Annotated in this window: 20 protein-coding genes; 10 read left to right on the forward strand and 10 right to left on the reverse strand. The window is 66.5% G+C overall.

The window, feature by feature from the left end; translation table 11 throughout:
- The first annotated feature begins 19 nt into the window (after positions 1-19).
- The 3 genes from AC07X4_RS03690 to AC07X4_RS03700 all read left to right on the forward strand — a co-directional run bounded on the left by AC07X4_RS03690 (position 20) and on the right by AC07X4_RS03700 (position 3,611).
- Positions 20-1,114 (forward strand): ABC transporter substrate-binding protein, encoded by a 1,095-nt coding sequence (locus AC07X4_RS03690; RefSeq protein WP_494739262.1) that lies wholly within the window; start codon positions 20-22, stop codon positions 1,112-1,114.
- Complete coding sequence (locus AC07X4_RS03695; protein WP_099729987.1) at positions 1,111-2,469, forward strand: sulfatase family protein; 1,359 nt, start codon at positions 1,111-1,113, stop codon at positions 2,467-2,469. The genes AC07X4_RS03690 and AC07X4_RS03695 overlap by 4 nt, the downstream gene beginning before the upstream one ends.
- Before the next feature lie 191 nt (positions 2,470-2,660).
- Positions 2,661-3,611 carry a CysB family HTH-type transcriptional regulator gene (locus AC07X4_RS03700; RefSeq protein ID WP_494739263.1) on the forward strand — a complete coding sequence of 317 codons (951 nt, stop codon included), beginning with the start codon at positions 2,661-2,663 and terminating at the stop codon, positions 3,609-3,611.
- A gap of 173 nt (positions 3,612-3,784) precedes the next feature.
- On the opposite strand, the gene AC07X4_RS03705 is transcribed toward AC07X4_RS03700, so the two are convergent.
- Complete coding sequence (locus tag AC07X4_RS03705) at positions 3,785-4,126, reverse strand: HPF/RaiA family ribosome-associated protein (RefSeq protein ID WP_494739264.1); 342 nt, start codon at positions 4,124-4,126, stop codon at positions 3,785-3,787.
- Between the two features lie 496 nt (positions 4,127-4,622).
- Here AC07X4_RS03705 and AC07X4_RS03710 point away from each other — a divergent pair, with 496 nt between their 5' ends.
- Complete coding sequence (locus AC07X4_RS03710) at positions 4,623-5,054, forward strand: tellurite resistance TerB family protein (protein WP_494739265.1); 432 nt, start codon at positions 4,623-4,625, stop codon at positions 5,052-5,054.
- A gap of 61 nt (positions 5,055-5,115) precedes the next feature.
- On the opposite strand, the gene AC07X4_RS03715 is transcribed toward AC07X4_RS03710, so the two are convergent.
- Positions 5,116-6,009 carry a LysR substrate-binding domain-containing protein gene (locus AC07X4_RS03715; RefSeq protein ID WP_260667081.1) on the reverse strand — a complete coding sequence of 298 codons (894 nt, stop codon included), beginning with the start codon at positions 6,007-6,009 and terminating at the stop codon, positions 5,116-5,118.
- Positions 6,010-6,125: 116 nt separating this feature from the next.
- On the opposite strand from AC07X4_RS03715, the gene AC07X4_RS03720 reads away from it, so the two are divergent.
- Complete coding sequence (locus tag AC07X4_RS03720; RefSeq protein ID WP_494739266.1) at positions 6,126-6,536, forward strand: hypothetical protein; 411 nt, start codon at positions 6,126-6,128, stop codon at positions 6,534-6,536.
- Between the two features lie 27 nt (positions 6,537-6,563).
- On the opposite strand, the gene AC07X4_RS03725 is transcribed toward AC07X4_RS03720, so the two are convergent.
- Positions 6,564-8,204, reverse strand: coding sequence for an argininosuccinate lyase (locus tag AC07X4_RS03725; protein WP_494739267.1), 1,641 nt, complete (start codon positions 8,202-8,204; stop codon positions 6,564-6,566).
- 174 nt (positions 8,205-8,378) lie between these two features.
- Between AC07X4_RS03725 and AC07X4_RS03730 the strand changes: the two genes are divergently transcribed.
- Positions 8,379-9,335 (forward strand): LysR family transcriptional regulator, encoded by a 957-nt coding sequence (locus tag AC07X4_RS03730; RefSeq protein ID WP_494739268.1) that lies wholly within the window; start codon positions 8,379-8,381, stop codon positions 9,333-9,335.
- Between the two features lie 42 nt (positions 9,336-9,377).
- Here the strand turns inward: AC07X4_RS03730 and AC07X4_RS03735 are convergent, their stop codons facing one another.
- Positions 9,378-10,253: a LysR family transcriptional regulator gene (locus AC07X4_RS03735; RefSeq protein WP_494739269.1), complete on the reverse strand. Its 876-nt coding sequence runs from the start codon at positions 10,251-10,253 to the stop codon at positions 9,378-9,380.
- A gap of 109 nt (positions 10,254-10,362) precedes the next feature.
- On the opposite strand from AC07X4_RS03735, the gene AC07X4_RS03740 reads away from it, so the two are divergent.
- Both AC07X4_RS03740 and AC07X4_RS03745 read left to right on the forward strand, forming a co-directional pair.
- Positions 10,363-11,373, forward strand: a complete 1,011-nt coding sequence (locus AC07X4_RS03740) for a zinc-dependent alcohol dehydrogenase family protein (RefSeq protein WP_494739270.1) — start codon at positions 10,363-10,365, stop codon at positions 11,371-11,373.
- An 80-nt stretch (positions 11,374-11,453) separates the two neighbouring features.
- Positions 11,454-11,801, forward strand: a complete 348-nt coding sequence (locus AC07X4_RS03745; RefSeq protein WP_494739271.1) for a nuclear transport factor 2 family protein — start codon at positions 11,454-11,456, stop codon at positions 11,799-11,801.
- A gap of 177 nt (positions 11,802-11,978) precedes the next feature.
- On the opposite strand, the gene AC07X4_RS03750 is transcribed toward AC07X4_RS03745, so the two are convergent.
- The 4 genes from AC07X4_RS03750 to AC07X4_RS03765 form a co-directional block, all read right to left on the reverse strand.
- On the reverse strand, positions 11,979-12,515 hold the full coding sequence (locus tag AC07X4_RS03750) for a hypothetical protein (RefSeq protein WP_494739272.1): 537 nt from the start codon (positions 12,513-12,515) through the stop codon (positions 11,979-11,981).
- A gap of 119 nt (positions 12,516-12,634) precedes the next feature.
- On the reverse strand, positions 12,635-13,408 hold the full coding sequence (locus tag AC07X4_RS03755) for a YkgJ family cysteine cluster protein (RefSeq protein ID WP_494739273.1): 774 nt from the start codon (positions 13,406-13,408) through the stop codon (positions 12,635-12,637).
- Positions 13,405-14,895, reverse strand: a complete 1,491-nt coding sequence (locus AC07X4_RS03760) for a sensor histidine kinase (protein WP_494739274.1) — start codon at positions 14,893-14,895, stop codon at positions 13,405-13,407. The genes AC07X4_RS03755 and AC07X4_RS03760 overlap by 4 nt, the downstream gene beginning before the upstream one ends.
- Positions 14,876-15,574, reverse strand: a complete 699-nt coding sequence (locus tag AC07X4_RS03765) for a response regulator transcription factor (protein WP_444824468.1) — start codon at positions 15,572-15,574, stop codon at positions 14,876-14,878. Before AC07X4_RS03765 ends, AC07X4_RS03760 begins: the two co-directional genes overlap by 20 nt.
- Before the next feature lie 152 nt (positions 15,575-15,726).
- On the opposite strand from AC07X4_RS03765, the gene AC07X4_RS03770 reads away from it, so the two are divergent.
- Positions 15,727-16,149, forward strand: a complete 423-nt coding sequence (locus AC07X4_RS03770; RefSeq protein WP_056067517.1) for a tripartite tricarboxylate transporter TctB family protein — start codon at positions 15,727-15,729, stop codon at positions 16,147-16,149.
- Between the two features lie 10 nt (positions 16,150-16,159).
- Positions 16,160-17,674, forward strand: coding sequence for a tripartite tricarboxylate transporter permease (locus tag AC07X4_RS03775; RefSeq protein WP_494739275.1), 1,515 nt, complete (start codon positions 16,160-16,162; stop codon positions 17,672-17,674).
- Positions 17,675-17,760: 86 nt separating this feature from the next.
- Here AC07X4_RS03775 and AC07X4_RS03780 read toward each other — a convergent pair whose 3' ends face one another.
- Together AC07X4_RS03780 and AC07X4_RS03785 are read right to left on the reverse strand one after the other, a co-directional pair.
- Positions 17,761-20,064, reverse strand: coding sequence for an ATP-dependent DNA helicase (locus AC07X4_RS03780; protein ID WP_494739276.1), 2,304 nt, complete (start codon positions 20,062-20,064; stop codon positions 17,761-17,763).
- A complete protein-coding gene (locus AC07X4_RS03785) occupies positions 20,061-20,879 on the reverse strand; it encodes a hypothetical protein (protein WP_494739278.1) in 819 nt (272 codons plus the stop codon). Before AC07X4_RS03785 ends, AC07X4_RS03780 begins: the two co-directional genes overlap by 4 nt.
- Positions 20,880-20,938 lie beyond the last annotated feature (59 nt).

The following is a 20,938-nucleotide window of genomic DNA, read 5'->3' on the forward strand; positions in this document are numbered from 1 at the left end:
ACAGATCCCCGAAATTCCCATGACACAACAAAACCTCCTCGCTTTTTCCACGCGCCGTTCGCTGCTGGTGGCTGGCGCTGCCGCATTGGCTGCCCCCCTGGTGCTGCGCGCACAGTCGCCCGCCAAGGTCATCCGCATCGGCTCGCCTGACCTGGGAACGGCCGGCAAGCCCTCGCCGGGCGGCAGCGTGTTTGCGGTGCTGCAGGCCAACAAGTGGCTGGAAGATGAATTTTCCAAGGACGGCATCAAGATCGAGTGGAACTTTTTCCGTGGCGCAGGCCCGGCCGTGCACGAGGCGCTGTCGGCCAAGCAGCTCGACATCGTCTCTCTGGGCGACCTGGCCGCCGTCATTGGCCGAGCGTGCGGTCTGCCCACCCGCTTCATTGCGGCCACGGGCCGGGGCAGCAACAGCTATCTGGCCACGGCGCCGGGCGTGAGCATCAAGACCGTGGCCGATCTCAAGGGCAAGAAGGTCACGGTGCTCAAGGGCACCGCCTACCAGCGCACCTTCGACAACCTGCTGGCCACGGCGGGCCTGACCGAAAAGGACGTGAAGCTCATCAACATGGACTGGCCCACCTCCAAAGCCGCCGTGGTGGCCGGGCAGATCGACGCCACGTTCGGCGGCTCGGACCTGTTCCTGCTCAAGGCGCAGGGCGTGCAGATTGCGCTGAGCACCAAGGGCCGTGGGCCGGACTACACCATCAACTCCGGCATCCTGGCCACCGAGGATTTCGTTGCACAGAACCCGCAGCTCACCCAGCGCCTGGTGACCCAACTGGTGCGCGCCGCCCACTGGTCTTCGCAAGAGGGCAACCGCGAGGCGCTGATCAAGCTGTACGCCGACAACAGCGGCAACCCCGAGCTGTCGTTCCGCGAGGAGCTGGCAGGCGACAACCTGAACGCCCGATATTCGCCGCTGCTCGACGAGGGCTTCATCGCCGGTTACCAGGGCGTGCTGGACGACGGCGTCAAGCTGGGGCTGATCCGCCAGACGTTTGACGTGAAGGCCTGGTTCCAGCCCGCCTTCGTGCAGCAGGCCGTCAAGGACCTCAAGCTCGACAAGCAGTGGCGCGAGACCGATGCCGCCGGCAAGGCCAAGGGGGCTGCATGAGCATCACCACCAATGTGGCCGCCTCCGCTTCCACCCAAGCGCCCAACATCGTCTTTATCCTGGCCGACGACCTGGGCTGGGCCGACCTGAGCGTGTACGGCCAGGCCGACTTCACCACGCCGCACCTGGATGCGCTGGCGGGCGAGGGCGTGCGCTTTACCCAGGCCTATGCCAACTCGGCTGTGTGCTCGGCCACGCGGTTTGCGCTGATCACCGGGCGCTACCAGTACCGGCTGCGCGGCGGGCTGGAGGAACCCCTGGTGCGCAAGGCCCATGTGCACGGCCTGCCGCCGGAGCACCCCACGCTGCCATCGTTGCTGCGCGATGCAGGCTATGACACGGCGCTGATTGGCAAGTGGCACCTGGGCAGTCTGCCCACGTTCGGCCCGCTCAAGAGTGGCTACGACCGCTTCTTTGGCAACTATGGCGGTGCCATCGACTACTTCACGCACAAGCCCGGCGTGGGCGATGCCGTGGCGCGCGATTTGTACGAAGGCGAGGTGCCGGTGGAGCGCGTGGGCTACTACACCCAGCTGCTGGCCGATGAGGCCACGCGCTGGATCGGCGAGCGCAGCGCGGCCAAGCCGTTCTTTCTGTCGCTGCACTTCACCGCGCCCCACTGGCCCTGGGTGGGGCCGGAGGACGAAGAAATATCGCTGGGCCTGAAAGACCTCTTTCACTACGACGGCGGCAACCTGGCCACCTATGCGCGCATGGTGCGTTCGCTCGACAAGGCGGTGGGCCAGGTGCTCGATGCTCTCAAGGCACAAGGCCTGGCCGACAACACCATCGTCGTCTTCACCAGCGACAACGGCGGCGAGCGCTTTTCCAAGACGTGGCCCTTCACCGGCCAGAAGACCGAGTTGCTCGAAGGCGGGATCCGCGTGCCCACGCTGCTGCGCTGGCCTGCGCGCATTGCACCGCAGGTGAGCGACCAGGTCACCGCCACCATGGACTGGCTGCCCACGCTGCTGGCAGCTGCGGGCGTGGCGCCCCATGCCGACTACCCGCCCGACGGCGAGAGCATCCTGCCCGTGCTGGAGGGCCATGCGCCTGCGCACCCGCGCACGCTGTTCTGGCGTTACAAGTCGCAGTGCCAGCGCGCCGTGCGCGAGGGCCGCTTCAAGTACCTGCGCATCAACGACAACGAGTTTTTGTTCGACGTGGAAGACGACACGCTGGAGCGCGCCAACCTGCGCCACAAGCACCCCGAAGTGTTTGAACGCCTGCGCGCGGCGTGGGAGCAGTGGAATGCGCAGTTCCTGCCCATCACCGACGAGGTCATCACCCACGGGCTGTCGCCCGACATCCAGGCCGACCGCTATGTGCCCGACCTGTCCCAGCGGGGCATGTAAGGCCCGTACGGGCAAAAAACCAAAGAAAAGTGACTGATGCGCTAGTGGAATATGCGCTTGATGCTATCAAAAACATAGTATTTACAGGCCCCTGCGCTACGGGCTGTCTGGTTACGGAACGCATGGGGCCGTCGCCAACACGGTCCCGCGCGGTGGCAGTCACATCGACATTGTGAGACCGGCTTTTATCCATGAACTTTCAGCAACTGCGCTCTGTGCGCGAAACCGTGCGGCGGGGCTTCAACCTGACCGAAGTGGCACACATCCTGCACACCTCGCAGCCCGGGGTGAGCCGCCAGATCCGCGAGCTGGAGGAAGAGCTGGGCGTGGAGATTTTTGTGCGGGCGGGCAAGCGCCTCACGGGCCTGACACCGCCTGGCGAAGTGCTGTTGCCCACAGTCGAGCGCCTGCTGCTGGAGGCCGACAACCTCAGGCGTGCCGGCCAGGACTTCAGCGACAGCGCGCAGGGGCGTCTGTCGGTGGCGGCCACGCACTCGCAGGCGCGTTATGCCCTGCCCCAGGTGGTTCGCGACTTTCGGGCGTTGTTCCCGCAGGTGTCGCTGCACCTGCACCAGGGCTCGCCCCGCCAGGTGGCAGAGATGCTGTTGTCCGGCGAGGCCGACATCGGCGTGGCCACCGAGGCGCTGGCCGGCTACGACGCCCTGGTCACCCTGCCGTGCTACCGCTGGACGCACAGCATCGTGGTGCCCCCGGGCCACCGCCTGCTGGACCTGCCCGGCCCCGTAACGCTGGAGCAATTGGCGCAATACCCCATCATCACCTACGAGCTGGGCTACACCGGTCGTGCCCACATCGACGAGGCCTTTGCGCGCGAAGGCATTGCGCCCGACATCGTGCTCACCGCCATGGACGCCGACGTGATCAAGACCTACGTGGAGCTGGGCATGGGCGTGGGCATCGTCGCGTCCATCGCGGTCGATGAAGAGCGCGACCGCCACCTGCGGCTCATCGACGCGGGCCATCTGTTCGAGGTCAACCTCACCCGGCTAGGTCTGCGGCGAGGTGCCTGGCTGCGCGGGTATGCCTACAGCTTCATTCAGAGCTTTGTGCCCACGCTGACAAGGGACGTTGTGGAGCAGGCGGTTGTGCATTCCGCAAGCGTGGATGGAGGAGCCTCGTAGGGCTCTTGATGCGCCCGGGTTGGGTAGGCCCGGGGGCAGGGCAGCCGCACATCCCCGTGTCCACCGCAGTGATGACGGCATGAGGGCATGAGCCTGCACATGCCTTCAACCGCCATGTCGGGCGTCGCAGCCAGGTCGCTTTATTGGAGGTGTGCAGTCGCGCTGCCTTGTCCTTAGGCATCTACTGCTCCATCGCCCCGCCGTTGCCTGCGGGGTGTCGAGCTGCGCCGCCAGGTACGCAGAAGAAGGCGGGCGGCGCTGGCCAGTGCTTCGTCGAGTGCGCAGCGCCAGTCTTTGGCCACCGAAGACACCACGACCGCCCCAGCTCCGTCGGTGCGCAGGGCGATCTGGCAACGCTTGTCGGGGCCGCCCCGGGGGCCGTTGATGTCATCCAGCTTGATTTCAGCGCGTGGCACCAGAGCGTTGAGCCGCCGAAAGGCAAAGCGAACGCGACGCTCCACGGCATCGCGCATCAGTGCGGCTTCGGGGTGGCGTGTTCTGAAAAGAATCTGCATTTGCGATCTCCTGAGTTGAGGATGACACCGTAGCCCGCAGCTTGGCGGCCAACCAGCAGGAAATTTCTTCGTTGAATCTCTGAAAACTCTGTGCTTTGGCTGCGATTTCGCTGCCGATGATTCAAATCGGTTTTCTAGATGTGTATGTCAGAGAAAACCTGCTTCTTTTCAGCGGGTGGGGGGGCACACATTCAAGGCTTCTTCCTGTTCGCAGTTTTCCGCCTCAAAGGAGCCGTCCGTGAAACCCTGGTCTGGAATCTCTTCGCTCATTTTCTCCCTGCGTCATCGCCTTGTGCGTTGGCTCTCCCTTGTTGCCGTGGCTCGGGCACCCGTGCTGCGGCGCGTGCCGGTCAAAGTGCCGCTGCGGGTGCAAGCCCAATACCACGACGGCTGGCAGCCGCGTTCACGCTATCGCCGCTAGGGCGGCGCGCTGGGTAAGCCATTGCTTGCTTGTCACCTTTGTCATTGCACGTACCCCATATCAAGGAAATCAGAAATGCGTAGCTATCCCCGCAATAGCCCCGAAGCGGTAGCCCGAGTCATCGCCTTGCTGTTGATATCGGATGGCCATGTCAGCCGGTCCGAGCTGGATGCCTTGCATGGGCTTCACATAGAGCAGGACCTGGGCTTGCCGCACGGCGGCTTTGCCAAGGTGTTGCACGGCCTGTGCGAAGACCTGTGGATGGGTATGCATGGACAGCGCGTTTTGACCGCCAGCATTGATGGCCTCACGCTGACCTTGTTGCTCGCTGAGGTGACCGACCCCGACCTGCGGCGCAAGGCCCTGGAGTTCGCTTACGCAGCCGCTACGGCTGACAGTCATCTGGCGCAGAGTGAGTGGTGGTTGATGAATGCAGCGCGCCAGTATTGGCAAACGGGCTTCATGCCCACTGAGCTCGGCCGCTACGAGCTGGCGCATGCTGTCTGACGCGGCTGCGGCTGCAAGTCCAAGCATCAACAAGGGGGATGCTGGTTGCGTGGGAAGCCCGCTAGGCTGTGCCCAGCCCGGCGGAAGCATCCACCAACTGCCGCACCAGAGGGTGGTGCTGCCCCCGGCGCGACCAGATGGCGTGGACTTCCTCAAAGAGCTGCGGGCATTCGCCCAGCAGGCGCAGCCCACGCACCAGCCCCACATCTTGCGCACCTAACCGACTCACCGGAAATACCCCTAGCCCCCGCGCTGCAAACACGGCCAGCAAGGCGCTGTCCTCAAACTCACCCACCACGCGTGGTTGCAGACCCAGGTCTTGAAACCACGCATCCAGCGTAGCACGCAACGGCGCGTGGTGTGTGGGCAGCAGCACCGGCAAATCTTGCAGTGATTGGGGAAAGCGGTCGCGCGCCGCCTTCTTGACCAGCGACGCCGGTCCGTACCACTGCAGCGGCGAGCGCGCGATGCGTTCGCTGGTCAGGCGTTGCTGGGGGATGCGCGGCGCAGCCTGCCCGGCCAGCACCACGTCCAGCTGATGCAGGGCCAGCTCGGAGAGCAGCTCGTCTGACTCTCCCTCGTGGCACACCAGCCGCAGATGGGGTGTTGCCAGCACCGGCTCCAGCAGCGCATGGGCCGCCAGTTTGGAGATGCCGTCCGACAGCCCCACCGACAACCGCGCCACGCGGGCCGTGGCGGCCTCACGCACCTCTTCTTCAATGTACTGGCCCAGTTGAAAAATCTCTTCGGCCCGGCTGAACGCGGCTTGCCCAGCTTCGGTCAGCGCCACACCGCGCCCCGAGGGCTTGAGGAGCTGGTGGCCCAGCGACTTTTCCAGGTCCCGCACCTGGGCGCTGATGGTCTGCACTGCCATCTCCAGCCGGTCTGCGGCCCGGGCAAAGCCGCCTTCCTTGGCAACCATCCAGAAGTAGTACAAGTGGCGGTAGTTCAGCATGCGTGGCCTCAGGTTCGAGAAAACCGAATGCTAGGTGCGGCCTGGGCTGGTGTCTATGTCACGCCGGTTTGCCCATACTCATCGCTTGCCATTTGTGCAACTCAAGGAGGTTTCGCATGTTCTACGCAATCAACTGGTTTCTTTCATTGGCCTTGCTGGTCCTGTGGTCGCTGGCGTGCTGGGCTCTGCATGCAGTCACCGTGTGGGTGGTGTCCAGTGCGGGCGCCTTGGCAGGGGGCAGCACGGTGGCGGATGTAATCTTGTTGCCCGCCTGGCTCAAGGCCTGGATGCCTCCCGAGCTGATGGGGCATTGGGAGGCTTTGGTCTCCTCCGCGGGCCCCATCGTGCAGGCCGTGCTGGAGGCGGTGCCAGCTCTGGCAGGCGCGGTGACGTTCCTGGCCTGGGCGCTGTGGGGGGTAGGTGCCGTGGTGCTCGTGGCACTGGCTGCCGGGATTCACATCCTCATTGCGCTGGCCCAACGCCGTGGCGGTGGTCCCGGTACCCCGCAGCCCGCGTTGGTCCGCTGAGTGGGGTCAGCTTGGTGCCCCGCATGCTCAGGGCAGCGACTTCACGCCCTCAAACGCCGCGTTCAGCGCCGCCTCGGCGGCCAGCAGGCGCTGCCGGGCTTCACCCGACCAGGCGCGGTCCTTGGCCAGCGTGTCCTTCGCAGCGGCCACCATGCGCGCGACCTCCTGGGGCTGGGGGCCGCCTGTGCCGGTGCGGGTCTGCACCATCTCGGCGGGGGACAGGGCGCGGCGGAATTCCTTCTCCGTGAGCGGCAGGCGCTGGTCCTTGATGTCGTACTTTTTGCCCGCTTCGCGGTAGATGCGCACGGCTTCGGCGTACGGAAAGTCCTTGGGCCGGATGTTGCGTTCCTTGGCATACACCACCACGTCCGACGCAAAGTGGTGGCCCACCCGGAACGGAATGGCATGGGTGCGCTGCAGGGTTTCGGCCAGCTCCATCGACGTGGTCCATTCGGATTCCAGTTCGTCCAGCGCGCGGGCCGGGTCGATGCGCAGCGAGTCCAGCACATCGGCCAACTGCTGCAGCATCTCCACGCCCTGGACAAAAGTCTTGGCGCTACCGGGGCTCCAGGTGTTCTTGTAGTCGATCATGCCGGGCGTGACGTTATGGGCGCGCCACAGCGATGCCTGGGCCGACGCCACCACATCGCTGGCCTTGGCGCGGGTGTTCTGGATGATGCCCGGGTTCGCCTTTTGCGGCATGGCGCTGCTGGTGTACGTCTTGCCGCTGGCCAGCAGCAGCCATGGCCGAGTCTGGTGGTACTGAGTGTGCACATCCTGCATGAAAGCGCCCACGCGGATGGCGGTGGAGCTGGCGATGGACGTGGCCTCGATCGGGATGTCATACGTGCTGATCTGCCCCGCATCCAGCGAGTTGACGATGAGCCCGTCAAACCCCAGCAGTTGCGCCAGGCGCTCCCGGTTGATGCCCCAGCTGGAGTTGGCCAGCACCGCCGTGCCCATGGGGCTGAGGTTGATGCGGGCATAGGCCTCGCGGATGCGTGCCGAGTCGCGGGCGAACGAATCGGCAAACGCCATGAGGTAGTGCCCATAGCTGATGGGCATGGCCTGCACGCCATTGGTGTAGGCGGGCACGTAGGTGGCGGTGTGCGCCTGTGCGATGGTGATGAGCCGTGCGCGCACCTGGTCCAGGGCATCGGCAAAGTCCAGCATCTCCAGGCGCAACTGCGCGGCGTTCAGGGTGGAGTGGATGTCCTGGCGACTGCGTCCGGTGTGGATCAGCGTGGCCTCGGGGCCCACGGCGTCCGTGATGATCTTCTCGACCTGCAGCACATCGGTGGGGCGCTTGCCACCCGGGGCCGTCGCCTGCGTGATCGACAACTCCACGCCCCGCGCAATGCGGCCTGCCTGGGCTTTGGGGATGATGCCTTGCTCCACGTTGACCACGGTCGATGCCATGTTGATGCGGCCAAACCAGTAGAAGGTGTCCTGCGACTTGGACAAGGCGCTGGTGGCGTCCCCCTTGACCAGACCCTGGATCTTGGCGACCTGTGCCTGGCATTCGGCGGTGGTCTTGCAGGCGGTGTCCAGGGTGTCTGCGGCCTGTGCCTGGCCCATGGCCAGGAGTGCGCCCACGACCGGAGCGAGCAGGAAATGGGTGGGGCGCAAGGTGATCGTGCGCAGGGGCTGGCGCTGAGGTGATGGCATGGTGGTTTGTCTCCTGAGATCTCTCGCATTCAGCGGCAGGCTGGTGCGGGAATAAGATTCGTTAATTGAATGCATCTGGCGTGGGTTTGCCCCTTGCCAGCGCGCGATCGTTCCACAGCAGGCTCCGCAAGGCCAATGCTTCTTTTTCAAGTGAATTCATTTTTTGAATAAGTCATGCCGGATTTGACGCCTTCCGTCCTGTTCAACCGCATCCTGGGGCGGGTGCGCCTCAAGCACCTGCAGCTGGCCATTGCAATCGCCGACCTGCAAAGCCTGCACCGGGCTGCTTCCTCCATTGGCCTGAGCCAGCCCGCCGCGACCCATGCGCTGGTCGAGCTGGAAAGCTCTCTGGGCGGCCCTCTGTTCGAGCGGCACTCCAAGGGCATGCGCTTGACGCGCCTGGGAGAGGCGGTCCTGCCGCTGTTGCGCGCATCGCTGGTTCCGCTCCAGGCCGCCGCAGGCAATGCTGCGCTGTTGCAGCAGGGCGCAGCGTCCGCGCTGATCCGCATTGGCAGCATTGCGGCGGGCATCAACGGCCTGCTCACGGTGGCCATCCCGACCTACGTTGCCGCACACCCGGATGCGGCCATCGATGTCCACGAGGTCACGATCGACAATTTGCTGGAGAGCATCCAGGAGGGGACGCTGGACCTGGCCATCTGCCGCGAACCGACCCCGCTGCCGCAAGGGTTCGCGTTTTGCGCCGCGCTGCAGGATGGGTTTGTGGTGGCCTGTCGCCCGGAGCATCCTCTGACCCGGCAGGCCACCGTCACCGCCGCAGAGCTGCTGGCGCAGCGCTGGCTGGCCCCACCCCTGACCGGGCTGGGCCCCCAGCAGGTGGAGAGCCTCTTCGATGAACTGGGTGGCGTGCCCGAGCTGTGCCGCGTGTCGAGCCGATCCACGGAGATCATGTACGCCATGCTGGCCGACAGCGACATGCTGGCTTGTGCGCCCGCCAGCCTGCTGCGGCCGCTGGTTCAGCGTGGGGAGCTGGCGGTGTTGCCGTGGAAGTCACAGGCGGTAGGGCCGTTGGGCGTTTTGGTCAAGGCAGATGTGCTGGCGCACCAGAGCCACCCGTGTCACAGCTTCATCGAGCATGTGCTGGCCGTTGGGGCGGGGCTGGGTCGCTGACCGCCATCAGCCAAGCGCTGCGAAGGCGCTCCCGGCGTTTTGTCAGCCGCCCTGGTCGCCTGCATCGCTCTGGGCAGGGCTCAGCGCTTGCATCAGCATCTCCACCAGCGCGCGCAGCCGAGGCACCCTGCGCAGGTCCCGGTGGTAGCCCAGCCACACGTCGCGCCCTGGTGGTGCCGGGTTACTGTCCAGCTTTTGCAGGCCGGGGTGTGAGTCACCCAACGGGCAGGGCAGCACGGCCAGGCCCGCTCCGGATGCGCAGGCCACGGCCTGCACGTGCCGGTTGTTGCTGCGAAAAGCGATGCGCGCCGAAGGAAAAGCCTCCCGCAGCCAGGCCGCGTCGGGCATCTCGCTGAAACCCAGGTCCATGGTGATGAGGCGAACGTCCGCGCCGTCTTGTGGCATGTCTGCACCCCGCTGCTGGTACAGCGCGTAGGGCACATGCATGAGCCTGCGCTGTATGACATCGGGCTCGTCAAAAGGAACGATGCGTGCCACCAGGTCCGCCTCGCGGCGCGCCAGACTGAAGAGGCGCGCATCGGTCAGGAGTTCGATGCTGACGCGGGGGTGGTGGTTGGTGAACGCGGCGCACAGCGGCGCCAGCACATGCAGTCCAAACCAGTCAGAGGTCGATACCCGCAGCGCGCCTTCCAGCTGCTGGTCTGCGCCGTCCAGTTGGCGGGAGAACGATAGCGCCTGCGCTTCCATGCCCTCGGCGTGGCGCAGCACGGCGGCTCCTTCGTCGGTCAGGACGAAACCCTCGGAGGTCCGCTGGAACAGGGTGTGGCCCAGAGAAAGCTCCAGCGCCTTCAGCCTGCGGCCCATGGTGGGCTGGCTTTGTTGGAGGGCGCGGCCTGCGGCACCCAGCGTGCCGTGCCGGGCAATGGCCAAGAACACCTGTACGTCATCCCAGTTCATCGGCTGCATCATACAAAAGTGAATGGAAAGGTTTCAATCTTGTGGATTTTCATTCAAAAGAGAAAGGTGAAAACTGGCGGCACTGTTCAACCCCACGAAGGAAAACGCCATGTCCACCTCTACCGCCCCCACCATGCAGGCCCTGGTGCTCGCCGCCCCCAACGGCGCATTGACCCCCACCTGGCTGCCCCGGCCACAGCCCGACGCAGGCCAGGTGCTGGTCCGCATCCACGCCAGCGGCGTGAACCCGCTGGACACCAAGATCCGCGCCGGCGCCGCCGAGCACGCCCAGCAACCGCTGCCCGCCGTTTTGGGCATGGACCTCGCGGGCGTGGTGGAGGAGGTGGGGCAGGGCGTCTCTCGCTTCAAGGTGGGGGATGCGGTGTATGGCTTTACCGGCGGCATTGGCGGCCTCCAAGGCAGCCTGGCGCAATACGCTGCGGTGGATGCCCGGCTGCTGGCCCACAAGCCAGGCCGGCTGACCATGCGCCAGGCAGCGGCCTTGCCGCTGGTCTTCATCACCGCCTGGGAGGGCCTGGTGGACCGCGCCAACGTGCGCAGCGGGCACAAGGTGCTGGTGCACGGCGGCGCCGGCGGCGTGGGCCACGTGGCCGTGCAGCTGGCCCGTGCGCGGGGTGCCGAGGTGTTTGCCACGGGCACCGCGGCGCAGGCTGGTTACATCCGGTCCCTGGGCGCGACGCCTATCGACCATGAAACGACCTCGGTCGAGGCCTATGTTCACGCGTTCACCGACGGCCAGGGCTTCGATATCGTTTACGACACCGTGGGTGGGCCAGTGCTGGACGCGTCGTTTGTGGCGGTCCGCCGCTACTCAGGCCACGTGGTGACTTCGCTGGGCTGGGGCACCCACAAGCTGGCGCCGCTGTCGTTCCGGGGTGCCACTTTCTCTGGGGTGTTCACGCTGCTTCCCATCCTCACGGGGGAGTTTCGTGAACACCACGGCGAGATCATGGAGCAGGCCACCTTGCTCGCGGAAGCAGGGCAACTAGAGCCATTGCTCGACCCGACCAGCTTCACGCTGGACACGGCCGAAGCGGCGCAAGCCCTGGTCGCCAGCGGCCGCGCCCGTGGCAAGGTGGTGGTGAGCGTGCTGCCATGAGCCAGCCGGGTCAACCTTTGGCAGCAAGCGCCAGCGGGCCAGCCAGCAGGGACGACGCAGCAGGCCTGCGGCATGGTGCGATGGCCCCCACGCACGAACACCTGCGCCACGTGGCGGATGCGCTGATCGCGGCCACCAACGCCTTTGCGGTGGAGCGGGTGCTCGCCCTTTTTGCACACGATGCCGTGATCGACGACCCCTCCGCGGGCCACCGTTTTGATGGCCATGCCGGAATACGCCGCTATGTCGAACAGTACTTCGTCCGCTACCAGACGGTGACCCGGTTCCTGTCGATGCAACGCCTGGGGCCGCAGCGCGCGAGGGTGCGGGTGGACTTCACGGGGGATTTTGGTCACGAGATCGGCAACCTCGATATCACCCTGAACGCCCAGGGCCTGATAGCCCGGCTGGATGCCGACCTGGAATGAACGGTGTGAATGGCGTGGCTGCACGACGGCCCTCAGGGCTAGCGTGCGGCACCAGGCTGCACGAGGCGGAGGTGGGCGGCGCTGGGCTGTTTTGATGCGGGATTTGATCAAAAACAGCCGGAAGCGCCAGTGAATCATGCGGTGGTAGCTATCAAAAAGAGAGCGTGTTGATCCGAATCAACGCGGCAAGCACCCTGCAAACCCCCTGGGCCCTGCTGCTGAGACATCCGCCAGCGTCACGGCCTCCAGCCGGTCGTTCTGCCCCGGTATCTTGGTCAGCCGCTGGCCGTTCTGCCAGCGCCACTGGGTGCCGTCAAAACTGTAGATGAAGGTGTGCGTGCGGTTGGACAGCAGGTGCGCGGGGGTGAGGGTGATGGCCTGGGCGGCGGCTTCGGTGGGTGCGTGGGCCTGGGCCTCGTTGTCCTTGATGACGAGCTTGCCTACGTAGGGTGTCACGGTGGATTCGGTGCGCGTTACTTCGGGCTGGACCAGGGCAGGGCTGTAGCCGGTCAGGGTCCAGTCGCCCGCGGTGCCAGGCAGTACATGGGGTTGCCGTGCGGCCAGGAATTGGGTGCACGCGGTGGTGATGGCATCGAAGCTGGTGGTGGCGGGGCCGGTGGCTTCGGGCTTGCTGCAGCCTGCCAGGCCCGCCACCATGGCGGCAGCGGCTGCCAGGTGGAGGGAGGCGCAGGAGCGGAGGGTGGGCTGGGTCATCAGGCGTGAGGCGGGGGGCGTCGAGAAGTTCGGCCGCACGGCCAGGCGGCTGCGGGGCTGGCTGCATTGTGGGCGGCTGGTTGCGGTGGGTCTTGATGGACATCAAGGCGCGTGGGCTTTCACGGCAATGTGGTGGGCAGGGCCAGCGCGCCTTCGTCACCCCGGTACCAGCGCAGCAGGGCGCTGGGTGCGTGGAGCGGTGTACCGTCCAGAGCTGCCAGTACGGCGGCGTTGAGTTCGTGGGCGCTCGCGGGCAAGGGCTGGTCGCGGTAGGCCAGGGCGGTGCCGGCCATCAGCGCTTCGGCGTCCACCAGCAGGCGCAGGTTTTGCGGGATGGTGGGCGATTGCTCTGCACAGTGCGCAGCCGACAAGGAATGCGCTTTGCGGCAGGCGGCAGGGCGCACGCTGTAGATGGCACACCGATCATTGACGAGGAAGCTGCAGGGCTGGCGTGCGCTGCCCGCGCTTGCCGCCGCCACGTGCTGCTGCAGGCGCAGCAGGGTTGTGGCCTGGTCCGCGCCGGGCAGCGTGCGCAGGTGCTGGGCGATGTGCAGCACTTCGGGCTCCGTCGCCTCCACGCGCAGGTGGCAGCAGTGGGCGCAGCCCGCCTGGCACGCTGGCCGGGGGCCGGTGGCGCGGGCTTGTTCTGCCACGGTATCCAGGCCCTTGTGCAGTTGTGCGATGAAATCGACGGCGGCCTGGGCTGCGGGCTCGGTGGCTTCGGCGGCCTGGGTGGCGGCGTTGGTGTCGGTGCCATGGGCTGCTGCGCCCTGCATGGCGTGGGCCTGAACCGCCCGCAAGGCCTGCCCGGCCGCGCTGCGCACGCGGGCGATGGACTGCAGGAAGGCCGCTTGCTCTGCCTCGGTCAGTGCTGGGTCGGGCAGGCTCGTCATGGGGATGTGGGGAGTGTGCCGGAGGGGGCAGGCGCATTGGGCGCCAACGGCAGCCACACGCTGGCCGCCAGGCCAGATCCGTCGGTTGTGTCGCGGGCTGCCGCCAGTTCCAGCCGTCCTTCCATCAGCTGCACATACCGCGCCACGATGGCCAGGCCCAGCCCTGCACCCTGGCCCAGGCGCTGGCCCTGGTCGCCCTGCGCCCAGCGCTGTTGCAGCTGCTGCGCCAGCGTGGCGTCCACGCCGGGGCCGTTGTCGGTCACGCGCAGCACACCAAAGCCGGGCTCGGTGTGCAGCGCCACGGTGATGCGGGGTGGCGTGCCGCGCCCGTAGCGCAGTGCGTTGTCCAGCAGGTTGTTCAGGATGCCTTCGACCAGCGCCGTGTTGCCCCGCACCACCACGGCCTGGTCCAGCCCCTCGGCGCCCAGGTCCACCCCCAGGGCGTCGGCGCGTGGCAGGTAGCGCAGCAGCACGTCGCGCACCAGCGTGTGCAAGGCCAAGGGCTGCAAGGTCAGCGCGATGCCACCCTCGGCCGCACGGGCCAGGGCCAGCAGCTGGTCCACGGTGCGGCTGGCGCGCTGTTCGGCTTGGGCGATGCCCTCGATTTCGCTGCGCCAGACGGCCGGGTCGTTGTGGGCCAGCGCGTGGGCGGCCTGGGCGCGAATGCCTGCGAGCGGTGTGCGCAGCTCGTGCGCCACGTTGCCCGCAAATTCGCGCTGCGCATGCAGGCTTTGCTTCACCCGCGCCAGCAAGCCGTCCAGGGCCACGCCCAGGCGTTGCACGTCGCTGGTGCTTGCCTGTTGCGTCAGCGCGGGCGGCAGAGGTTGCAGGTCGGCAGCGTCGCGCTGGTCCATGGCGTCCTGCAGTGCACCCAGCGGATGCAGGTCGCGCTCGATGCCACGCAGCAGCCACGACCCCAGCACTACCAGCAGCCACAGCTGGGCCAGGCCCGAGTACACCAGCAGCCTGCGCAGCAGCTGCGTGCGCTCGGCGGTCGTCTGCGCCATGACGACGGTGAAAGAGGGCGGCCCCGCAATCTGCAAGGTGGCGCGCCGCAGCTCGCGCCCGTCTTGCGAAAGCTGCGAAAAGGCGTGGCTGCTGCCCGCCGCCACCACACCCGGCGCCAAGTGGGGGTCGCCAGCGATGAAGCTGCCATCGGGCGCGTACACCGCAAACCATACGGTTTCGCTCTGGTCAAAACGCAGCAGCCCCACCTCGCGCGGCGTGAGGTCCAGCCGCAAAGGGTCGCGCGCAGGATCTGTTGGCTGGCCGCCGCGGACATGGGCGGCCACGGCGTGTGCGTCATCGAGCAACGCTCGGTCAAATGCCTCGGCCACAAAGTGGTTGCCCACGCCCAGCACCACCGTGCTGCCCAGCCCCCAGATCAGCACCAGTGACAGCAGCACGCGCCGACCTATGCGCTGGCGCAGGTCGGGCGGCTGCTGGTGCAGCGGTGCGGGGCCGGGTTCAGGACTGGCCAATGTCATCCTCTAGCACGTAACCCAGCCCGCGCAGCGTGCGAATCGCCGCGCCGCTGCCCGCAATCTTGCGCCGCAGGCGGGAGAAAGAGGCCTCCAGCGCGTTTTCGCCCACCACCTCACTGCCGTCCGACAGGCGCGAGGACAAGTCGCCCTTGCTCAGCACACGGCCGGGCGGGGTCATCAGCTCCCACAGCAAATCGAACTCGCGCGCGGGCAGCTCCAGCGGTTGCCCGGCCACGCTGACGCGGCGCGCCTGGCGGTCCAGCACCAGCTGGCCCACGCTGACGATGTCGGCGGTGCCGCTGGCGCGCCGCAGCAGCGCGCGCAGGCGCGCTTCCACCTCTTTGAGTTCATAGGGCTTGCCCAGATAGTCGTCGGCGCCGGCGTCCAGCCCGGCAATGCGCTCCTCGGTGCTGTCGCGGGCACTGAGCACCAGCACGGGGGTGCGGTCGCCGCGCGCACGGGCGCTGCGCAGGGCGGTGAGGCCGCTGCCCAGGCCGCTGCGCGCGTGGGCAGCGTGGGGCAGGTTCAGGTCCAGCAGCACAGCGTCGAAAGCCTGTACGGCCCACCAGTGCTGGGCTTCTTCGACGGTATGGGCCAGCTCGACACGGTGGCCCGCGTTTTCGAGGCCCTGGGCCATGGTGCGGCTGAGCACCGGGTCGTCTTCCACCAGGAGGAGGCGCATGGAGGTCGGGGTTCTACGTGAAATTACGCATGGCCAAGATCAGCCTGCGATCAGGTTCGATGGAGATAGTCTGCCCGTCAGCATACCCCAGCCCTGCGCGCCGTTTGCACCGCCGGATGGGGTCGTCCAGCCTATCAGGAGACAACCTTTACATGATCAACCGCAATCTACTCAGAGGCTTTGCCCTCATGGCTTTGGCGCTGGGCTTTGGCCTGCCGTCCATGAGCTATTCGCTGGGGACGCTCGGCCGCGCAGGGCCGGGCATGTTCCCGTTCATCGTCAGCTGCATGCTGTTTGTGATCGGGGTCATCACGGTGGTGCGCGCGCGCCTGGTGGCACCGGTGCCCATGGACTTCCAGGTGCGCAACATCGCCATCATTCTGGGCAGCCTGTGCGGCTTTGCGGCGCTGTCGCACTTTGTGAACATGATCGCGGGCATAGTGTTTCTGGTGTTCTGCTCGGGGTTTGCGGGTACGTCGTACTCGTGGAAGCGCAACCTGAAGATCGCTGCGGTGCTGGTCGGCATCGCGTTTGCATTCCAAAAGCTGCTGGGCGTGAGCCTGCCGCTGTACTGAGGTCGCCGCCATGGAAGTCTTGAACAACCTCGCGTTTGGCTTCAGCCACGCGCTGACGCTGCAGAACCTGATGTTCTGCGCCCTGGGCTGCACGGTGGGCACCCTGGTGGGCTTGCTGCCGGGCCTGGGCCCGCTGGCCACCATCAGCCTGCTGCTGCCACTGACCTATTCCATCGACACCACCGGCGCACTCATCATGCTGGCCGGTATTTACTACGGTGCGCAGTACGGCGACAGCGTGAGCGCCATCACCATGAAGATCCCGCATGCGAGCAGTATCGTGGCGTGTATCGACGGGTATGCGATGACGCTGAAAGGGAAAACGGGGCTGGCCCTGTTCACCGCCGGGTTCTCCAGCTTCATCGGGGGCACGGTGGCCATTGTGGTGCTGGCGTTCCTGGCGCCCAGCCTGGGCGAGGTGGCCTTTTTGTTTGGCCCTGCCGACTACTGCGCGCTGATGCTGGTGGGTTTTGTGTGCGTGAGCTTCGTGACCACCGGCAGCCTGCTCAATGGCCTGGCCATGTGTCTGGTGGGCGTCTTGCTGGGCTCCATCGGTACCGACGTGAACAGCGGCCTGGCCCGCTTTACCTGGGATGCCCCGTTCCTGGCCGACGGCGTGGGCATTGTGAGCATTGCGCTGGGCTGCTTCGGCATTGCCGAAATCGCCAAGAACCTCGACTCGCGTGAAGAGCGCTCGCCCTTCAACGGCAAGATCAAGCTCATGCCCACCTGGCCCGAGTTCAAGCGCATCATCCCCAGCGCGCTGCGTGGCAGTGTGGTGGGCTCTATCCTGGGCATCCTGCCCGGCGGCGGCCCCGTGATCGCCCAGTTTGCGGCCTATGCGCTGGACAAGAAGGTCAGCAAGTACCGCCACGAAATCGGCACCGGCTGCATCGAAGGCGTGGCCGGCCAGGCTGCAGCGGACGAAGCGGCTGCACGCACCAGCTTCATCCCGCTGATGAGCATCGGTATCCCCGAGAACGCCGTGATGGCGCTGATGATGGCTGCGTTCATCATCAAGGGCATCCAGCCCGGCCCCAACATGATTGCCGGCCACCCCGAACTCTTCTGGGGTCTGGTCGCCAGCATGTGGATCGGCAACTGCTTCCTGCTGGTGTTGAACGTGCCGCTGGTGCGCTACTGGCTGTCGGTGTTCAAGATTCCGTACAACGTGTTGTTCCCCGCGATCTTGTTCTTCTGCTGCATTGGCACCTACAGCATCAACAACAACCTGGACGACGTGTTCATCACCGTAGCGTTTGGTGCGCTGGGCTACCTGTTCATGCGGCTGGAGATGGACCCCTCGCCGCTGATGCTGGGCTTCATCCTGGGCCCCATGCTCGAAGAGAACTTCCGCCGCTCCATGCTGCTGTCGCGCGGTAGCTTTGAGGTGTTCATCAACCGCCCCATCAGCGGCACGCTGATCAGCCTGATCGCTGCGTTCATCCTGTGGCAGACGGTGTCGTTCTTCCGCCAGCGTGGCAAGGCCAAGGAACTGGCGGTGGCGGAGCCTGTTGCCTCCTGACGATTGACTCTCTGTGTGCCGCTTTGGCGGCCTTTGCAAGGCTGGTCCCCAACGGGTGACCGGCCTTTTTTTTGCGGCTCAGCCTCTCAGTCCACCTGCCACCATGCAGGCAGCAGCGCACGCACCTGGGCCTGCGCAAACCGGTCGTCCATCAGGTGCACCACGCCCTCGTCGCTGGGCGTGCGGATCACGCGGCCTGCGGCCTGCACCACCTTTTGCAGGCCGGGGTAGAGGTAGGTGTAGTCGTAGCCCGCGCCAAACAGCGCCTGCATGCGCTCGCGGATCTGTTCGTTGACGGGGTTGACCTGCGGCAGGCCCAGCGTGGCCAGAAAGGCGCCAATCAACCGCTTGCCCGGCAGGTCGATGCCCTCGGCAAACGCGCCACCCAGCACAGCAAAGGCAATGCCCTGACTGCTGTCGGTAAAGCGCGCCAGAAAATCCCGCTGCTCGCCTTCCAGCATGCGGCGCGACTGGCACCAGTGCGGCACGTCGGGGTGTTGCTGCGCAAACAATGCGGCAGCCTGCTGCAGGTAGTCATAGCTGCTGAAAAACGCCAGGTAGTTGCCGGGCCGCTCGCGAAAATGCTGCGCCATCAGCGCCGCAATCGGTGCCAGCGATGCCACGCGGTGCGGGTAGCGCGTGGAGATGTGGCGCGCCACCTGCACCTGCAGCTGGTGCGCGGCAAAGGGCGATTCCACGTCCACCCACACATGGTCGTCGGGAAGGCCCAGGAGGTCGGCGTAGTAGCGCGCGGGCTGCAGCGTGGCCGAGAACAAGGTGCTGGTGTGTGCAGCTGCAAGGCGGGGTTGCAGAAAGGGCGCGGGCACCACGTTGCGGATGCAAACCACGGAATCGCCAGGTTTGAAGGCCCGCTGGTGGCGGGCGGCAGAAGCCTGGGTGATGTCCATCATCGAATGCGCATCGAGCAAGTCGGCCATGCGCTGCAGGTGCAGGGCGTCGAAATAGAAGGTCTGCAGCGCGCTGTCGGGTTCTGTGGGGTGGTCGGTGAAGTGTTCGGTGAGCGTGGTGGTGCACTGCTGCAGCGAGGCCAGCAGCTTGTCGGGGAAGGTCTCGAGCACCGTGTACGGGGCCGGGTGCGCCTTGTCCAGCGCCACCCAGGCGCGGCGCACCTTGTCCAGCGCCTTCTTCACCGGCGCGTGCTCCGCAGCGGTGGGGCTGCTGCGGGCCTGGGCCAGGGCGGCGGGGTGAAGCTCGGCCGTGAACATCTTGCGGCCGCGCTCCACCAGGTTGTGGGCCTCGTCCACCAGCAGCGCCGTGCACCACTGGTTGGCCTGGGCGAGGCCGTGCAGCAGCCCGCCCAGGTCAAAGTAGTAGTTGTAGTCGCCCACCACCACATCGGCCCAGCGGGCCAGCTCTTGGCTCAGGTAGTAGGGGCAGACGTCATGCTGCAGGGCCACGTCGCGCACACGGGCTTGTTGCAGGACGGGCGCGGGGTTGCCTGCGCTGGCGGGGGCCACGGCGGCAGCGCGGGCGGCAGGCAGCCGGTCGTAAAAGCCCCGGGCCAGCGGGCAGGATTCGCCGTGGCAGGCCTTGTCGGGGTGCTCGCAGGCCTTGTCGCGCGCCACCAGCTCCAGCACACGCAGGGGCAGCGCCGGCGCGCTGTCGGCCAGGCGCGCCAGCGCATCCAGCGCCATCTGCCGCCCCGAGGTTTTGGCGGCCAGAAAGAACACTTTGTCGATGCGCTGGGCCGGTGCTGCCTTGAGCAGCGGGAACAGCGTGCCCATGGTCTTGCCAATGCCCGTGGGCGCCTGGGCCAGCAGGCAGCGGCCCGCCACTGCCGCCTTGTACACGGCCTCGGCCAGCGGGCGCTGGCCGGTGCGAAAGTCGCCAAAGGGAAACGCCAAGGTGATCAGTGCCGCATCGCGTGCGGCACGGTGGGCCAGCTGCTGTTCGGCCCAGGCAATGAAGCGCTGGCACTGGGCCTCGAAGTGCTGGCGCAGGTCGTCGGCGTTGCAGCGTTCGGTGAACACCGTCTCCTGCTGCGTGCCCACGTCCAGATACACCAGGGCCACGTCGATGTGCGCCAGCTGCTCCTGCTCGCACAGCAGCCAGCCATACACCTTGGCCTGCGCCCAGTGCAGGTGGCGGTGCGATGCGGGTTGGCGGTCCAGCCGCCCTTTGAAGGTCTTGACCTCGTCGATGCGCTGCTGCGCGGGGTCGTAGCCATCGGCCCGGCCGCGCACGCGCAGGCTTTGGTAACTGCCGCTCAGTGCCACCTCGGCGCGGTAGCCTGCACCCCGGCGCGACGCTGCCACCGTATGGCCCGCCATGCCCTCCAGCGCGGTGGGCGCAGGCGTGAAGCGCAGGTCCAGGTCGCCCTGCTTGGCGGTGAACTCGCACAGCTCGCGCACCGCCACGGTATAGGTCATGGCGGGGTGGTCGGGGTGTCAGTGGCGGGCGGAGCAGGCTCGCCCAAATGGGTCTGGGCCATATCGTCATCGCTGCGCAGCGGCGTGGCCTTGCACAGCGCCATCCACACAGAAAAGGGCAGGGTGCAGCGGTTGTGCCGTGCGGGGCGCAGCAGCTCAAAGCGCCCATCCTCCACACTGCCATGCAGCACCCAGATGCCGAAGTGCTCGGGGATCTCATCTGGCTCGGCAATGCCGGCCGGGAAGACGTAATAGCACTCCTCGCACAGCCACTGGTAGGCCTGCCGTTTGGCGTCGTGCCGCAGGTCCGACAGCAGGTCGGCCCGGCTCGCCTTCACCTCATGCACCATGGGCTGCAGGTAGGCGGGCACGGAGGTGTTGCGCACCGAAAAAAGATCGGGCCGTGCCATGCGCCACACGTTGGCGGCGGCGCGGGCTGCGGGGGCGTGGTCACCCTCGGCCCACAGCGGAGCCATCGCGGGTGTGGTGTTGGCGGGCGCACCAGCTGTGGCCGCAGGCGGCACCCCATCCCCCACCGGCACGCTGTCGATCACCGCGCGCAATGAAAGCTCTGTCCACACGATGCGCCCCGAAGCCAGCAACTGCGCTGCAAACTTCTGCCCCAGCCGGTCGTGCAGGCTCAGCGCCCGCACGCCACGCTGGCGGGCCTGCGCCAGCGTGCGGATGCCTTCGTCGGTGAGGCGCAGGGTTTCGCAACCATCGGCCGCAATGTGCAGACTGATGAGGCCCGCAGCCAGCAGGTCGATCTCCAGACCATCCTTGCACGGCCAGCCTGCCGAGCGCCAGATCTGCATCAGGCGCGTGCGGTGAAAGCGGGTGATCGGGGTGGAGGGCGGGGAGTCCGAAGTGGGGG

Source organism: Acidovorax sp. GW460-11-11-14-LB4 (genome assembly GCF_059423685.1).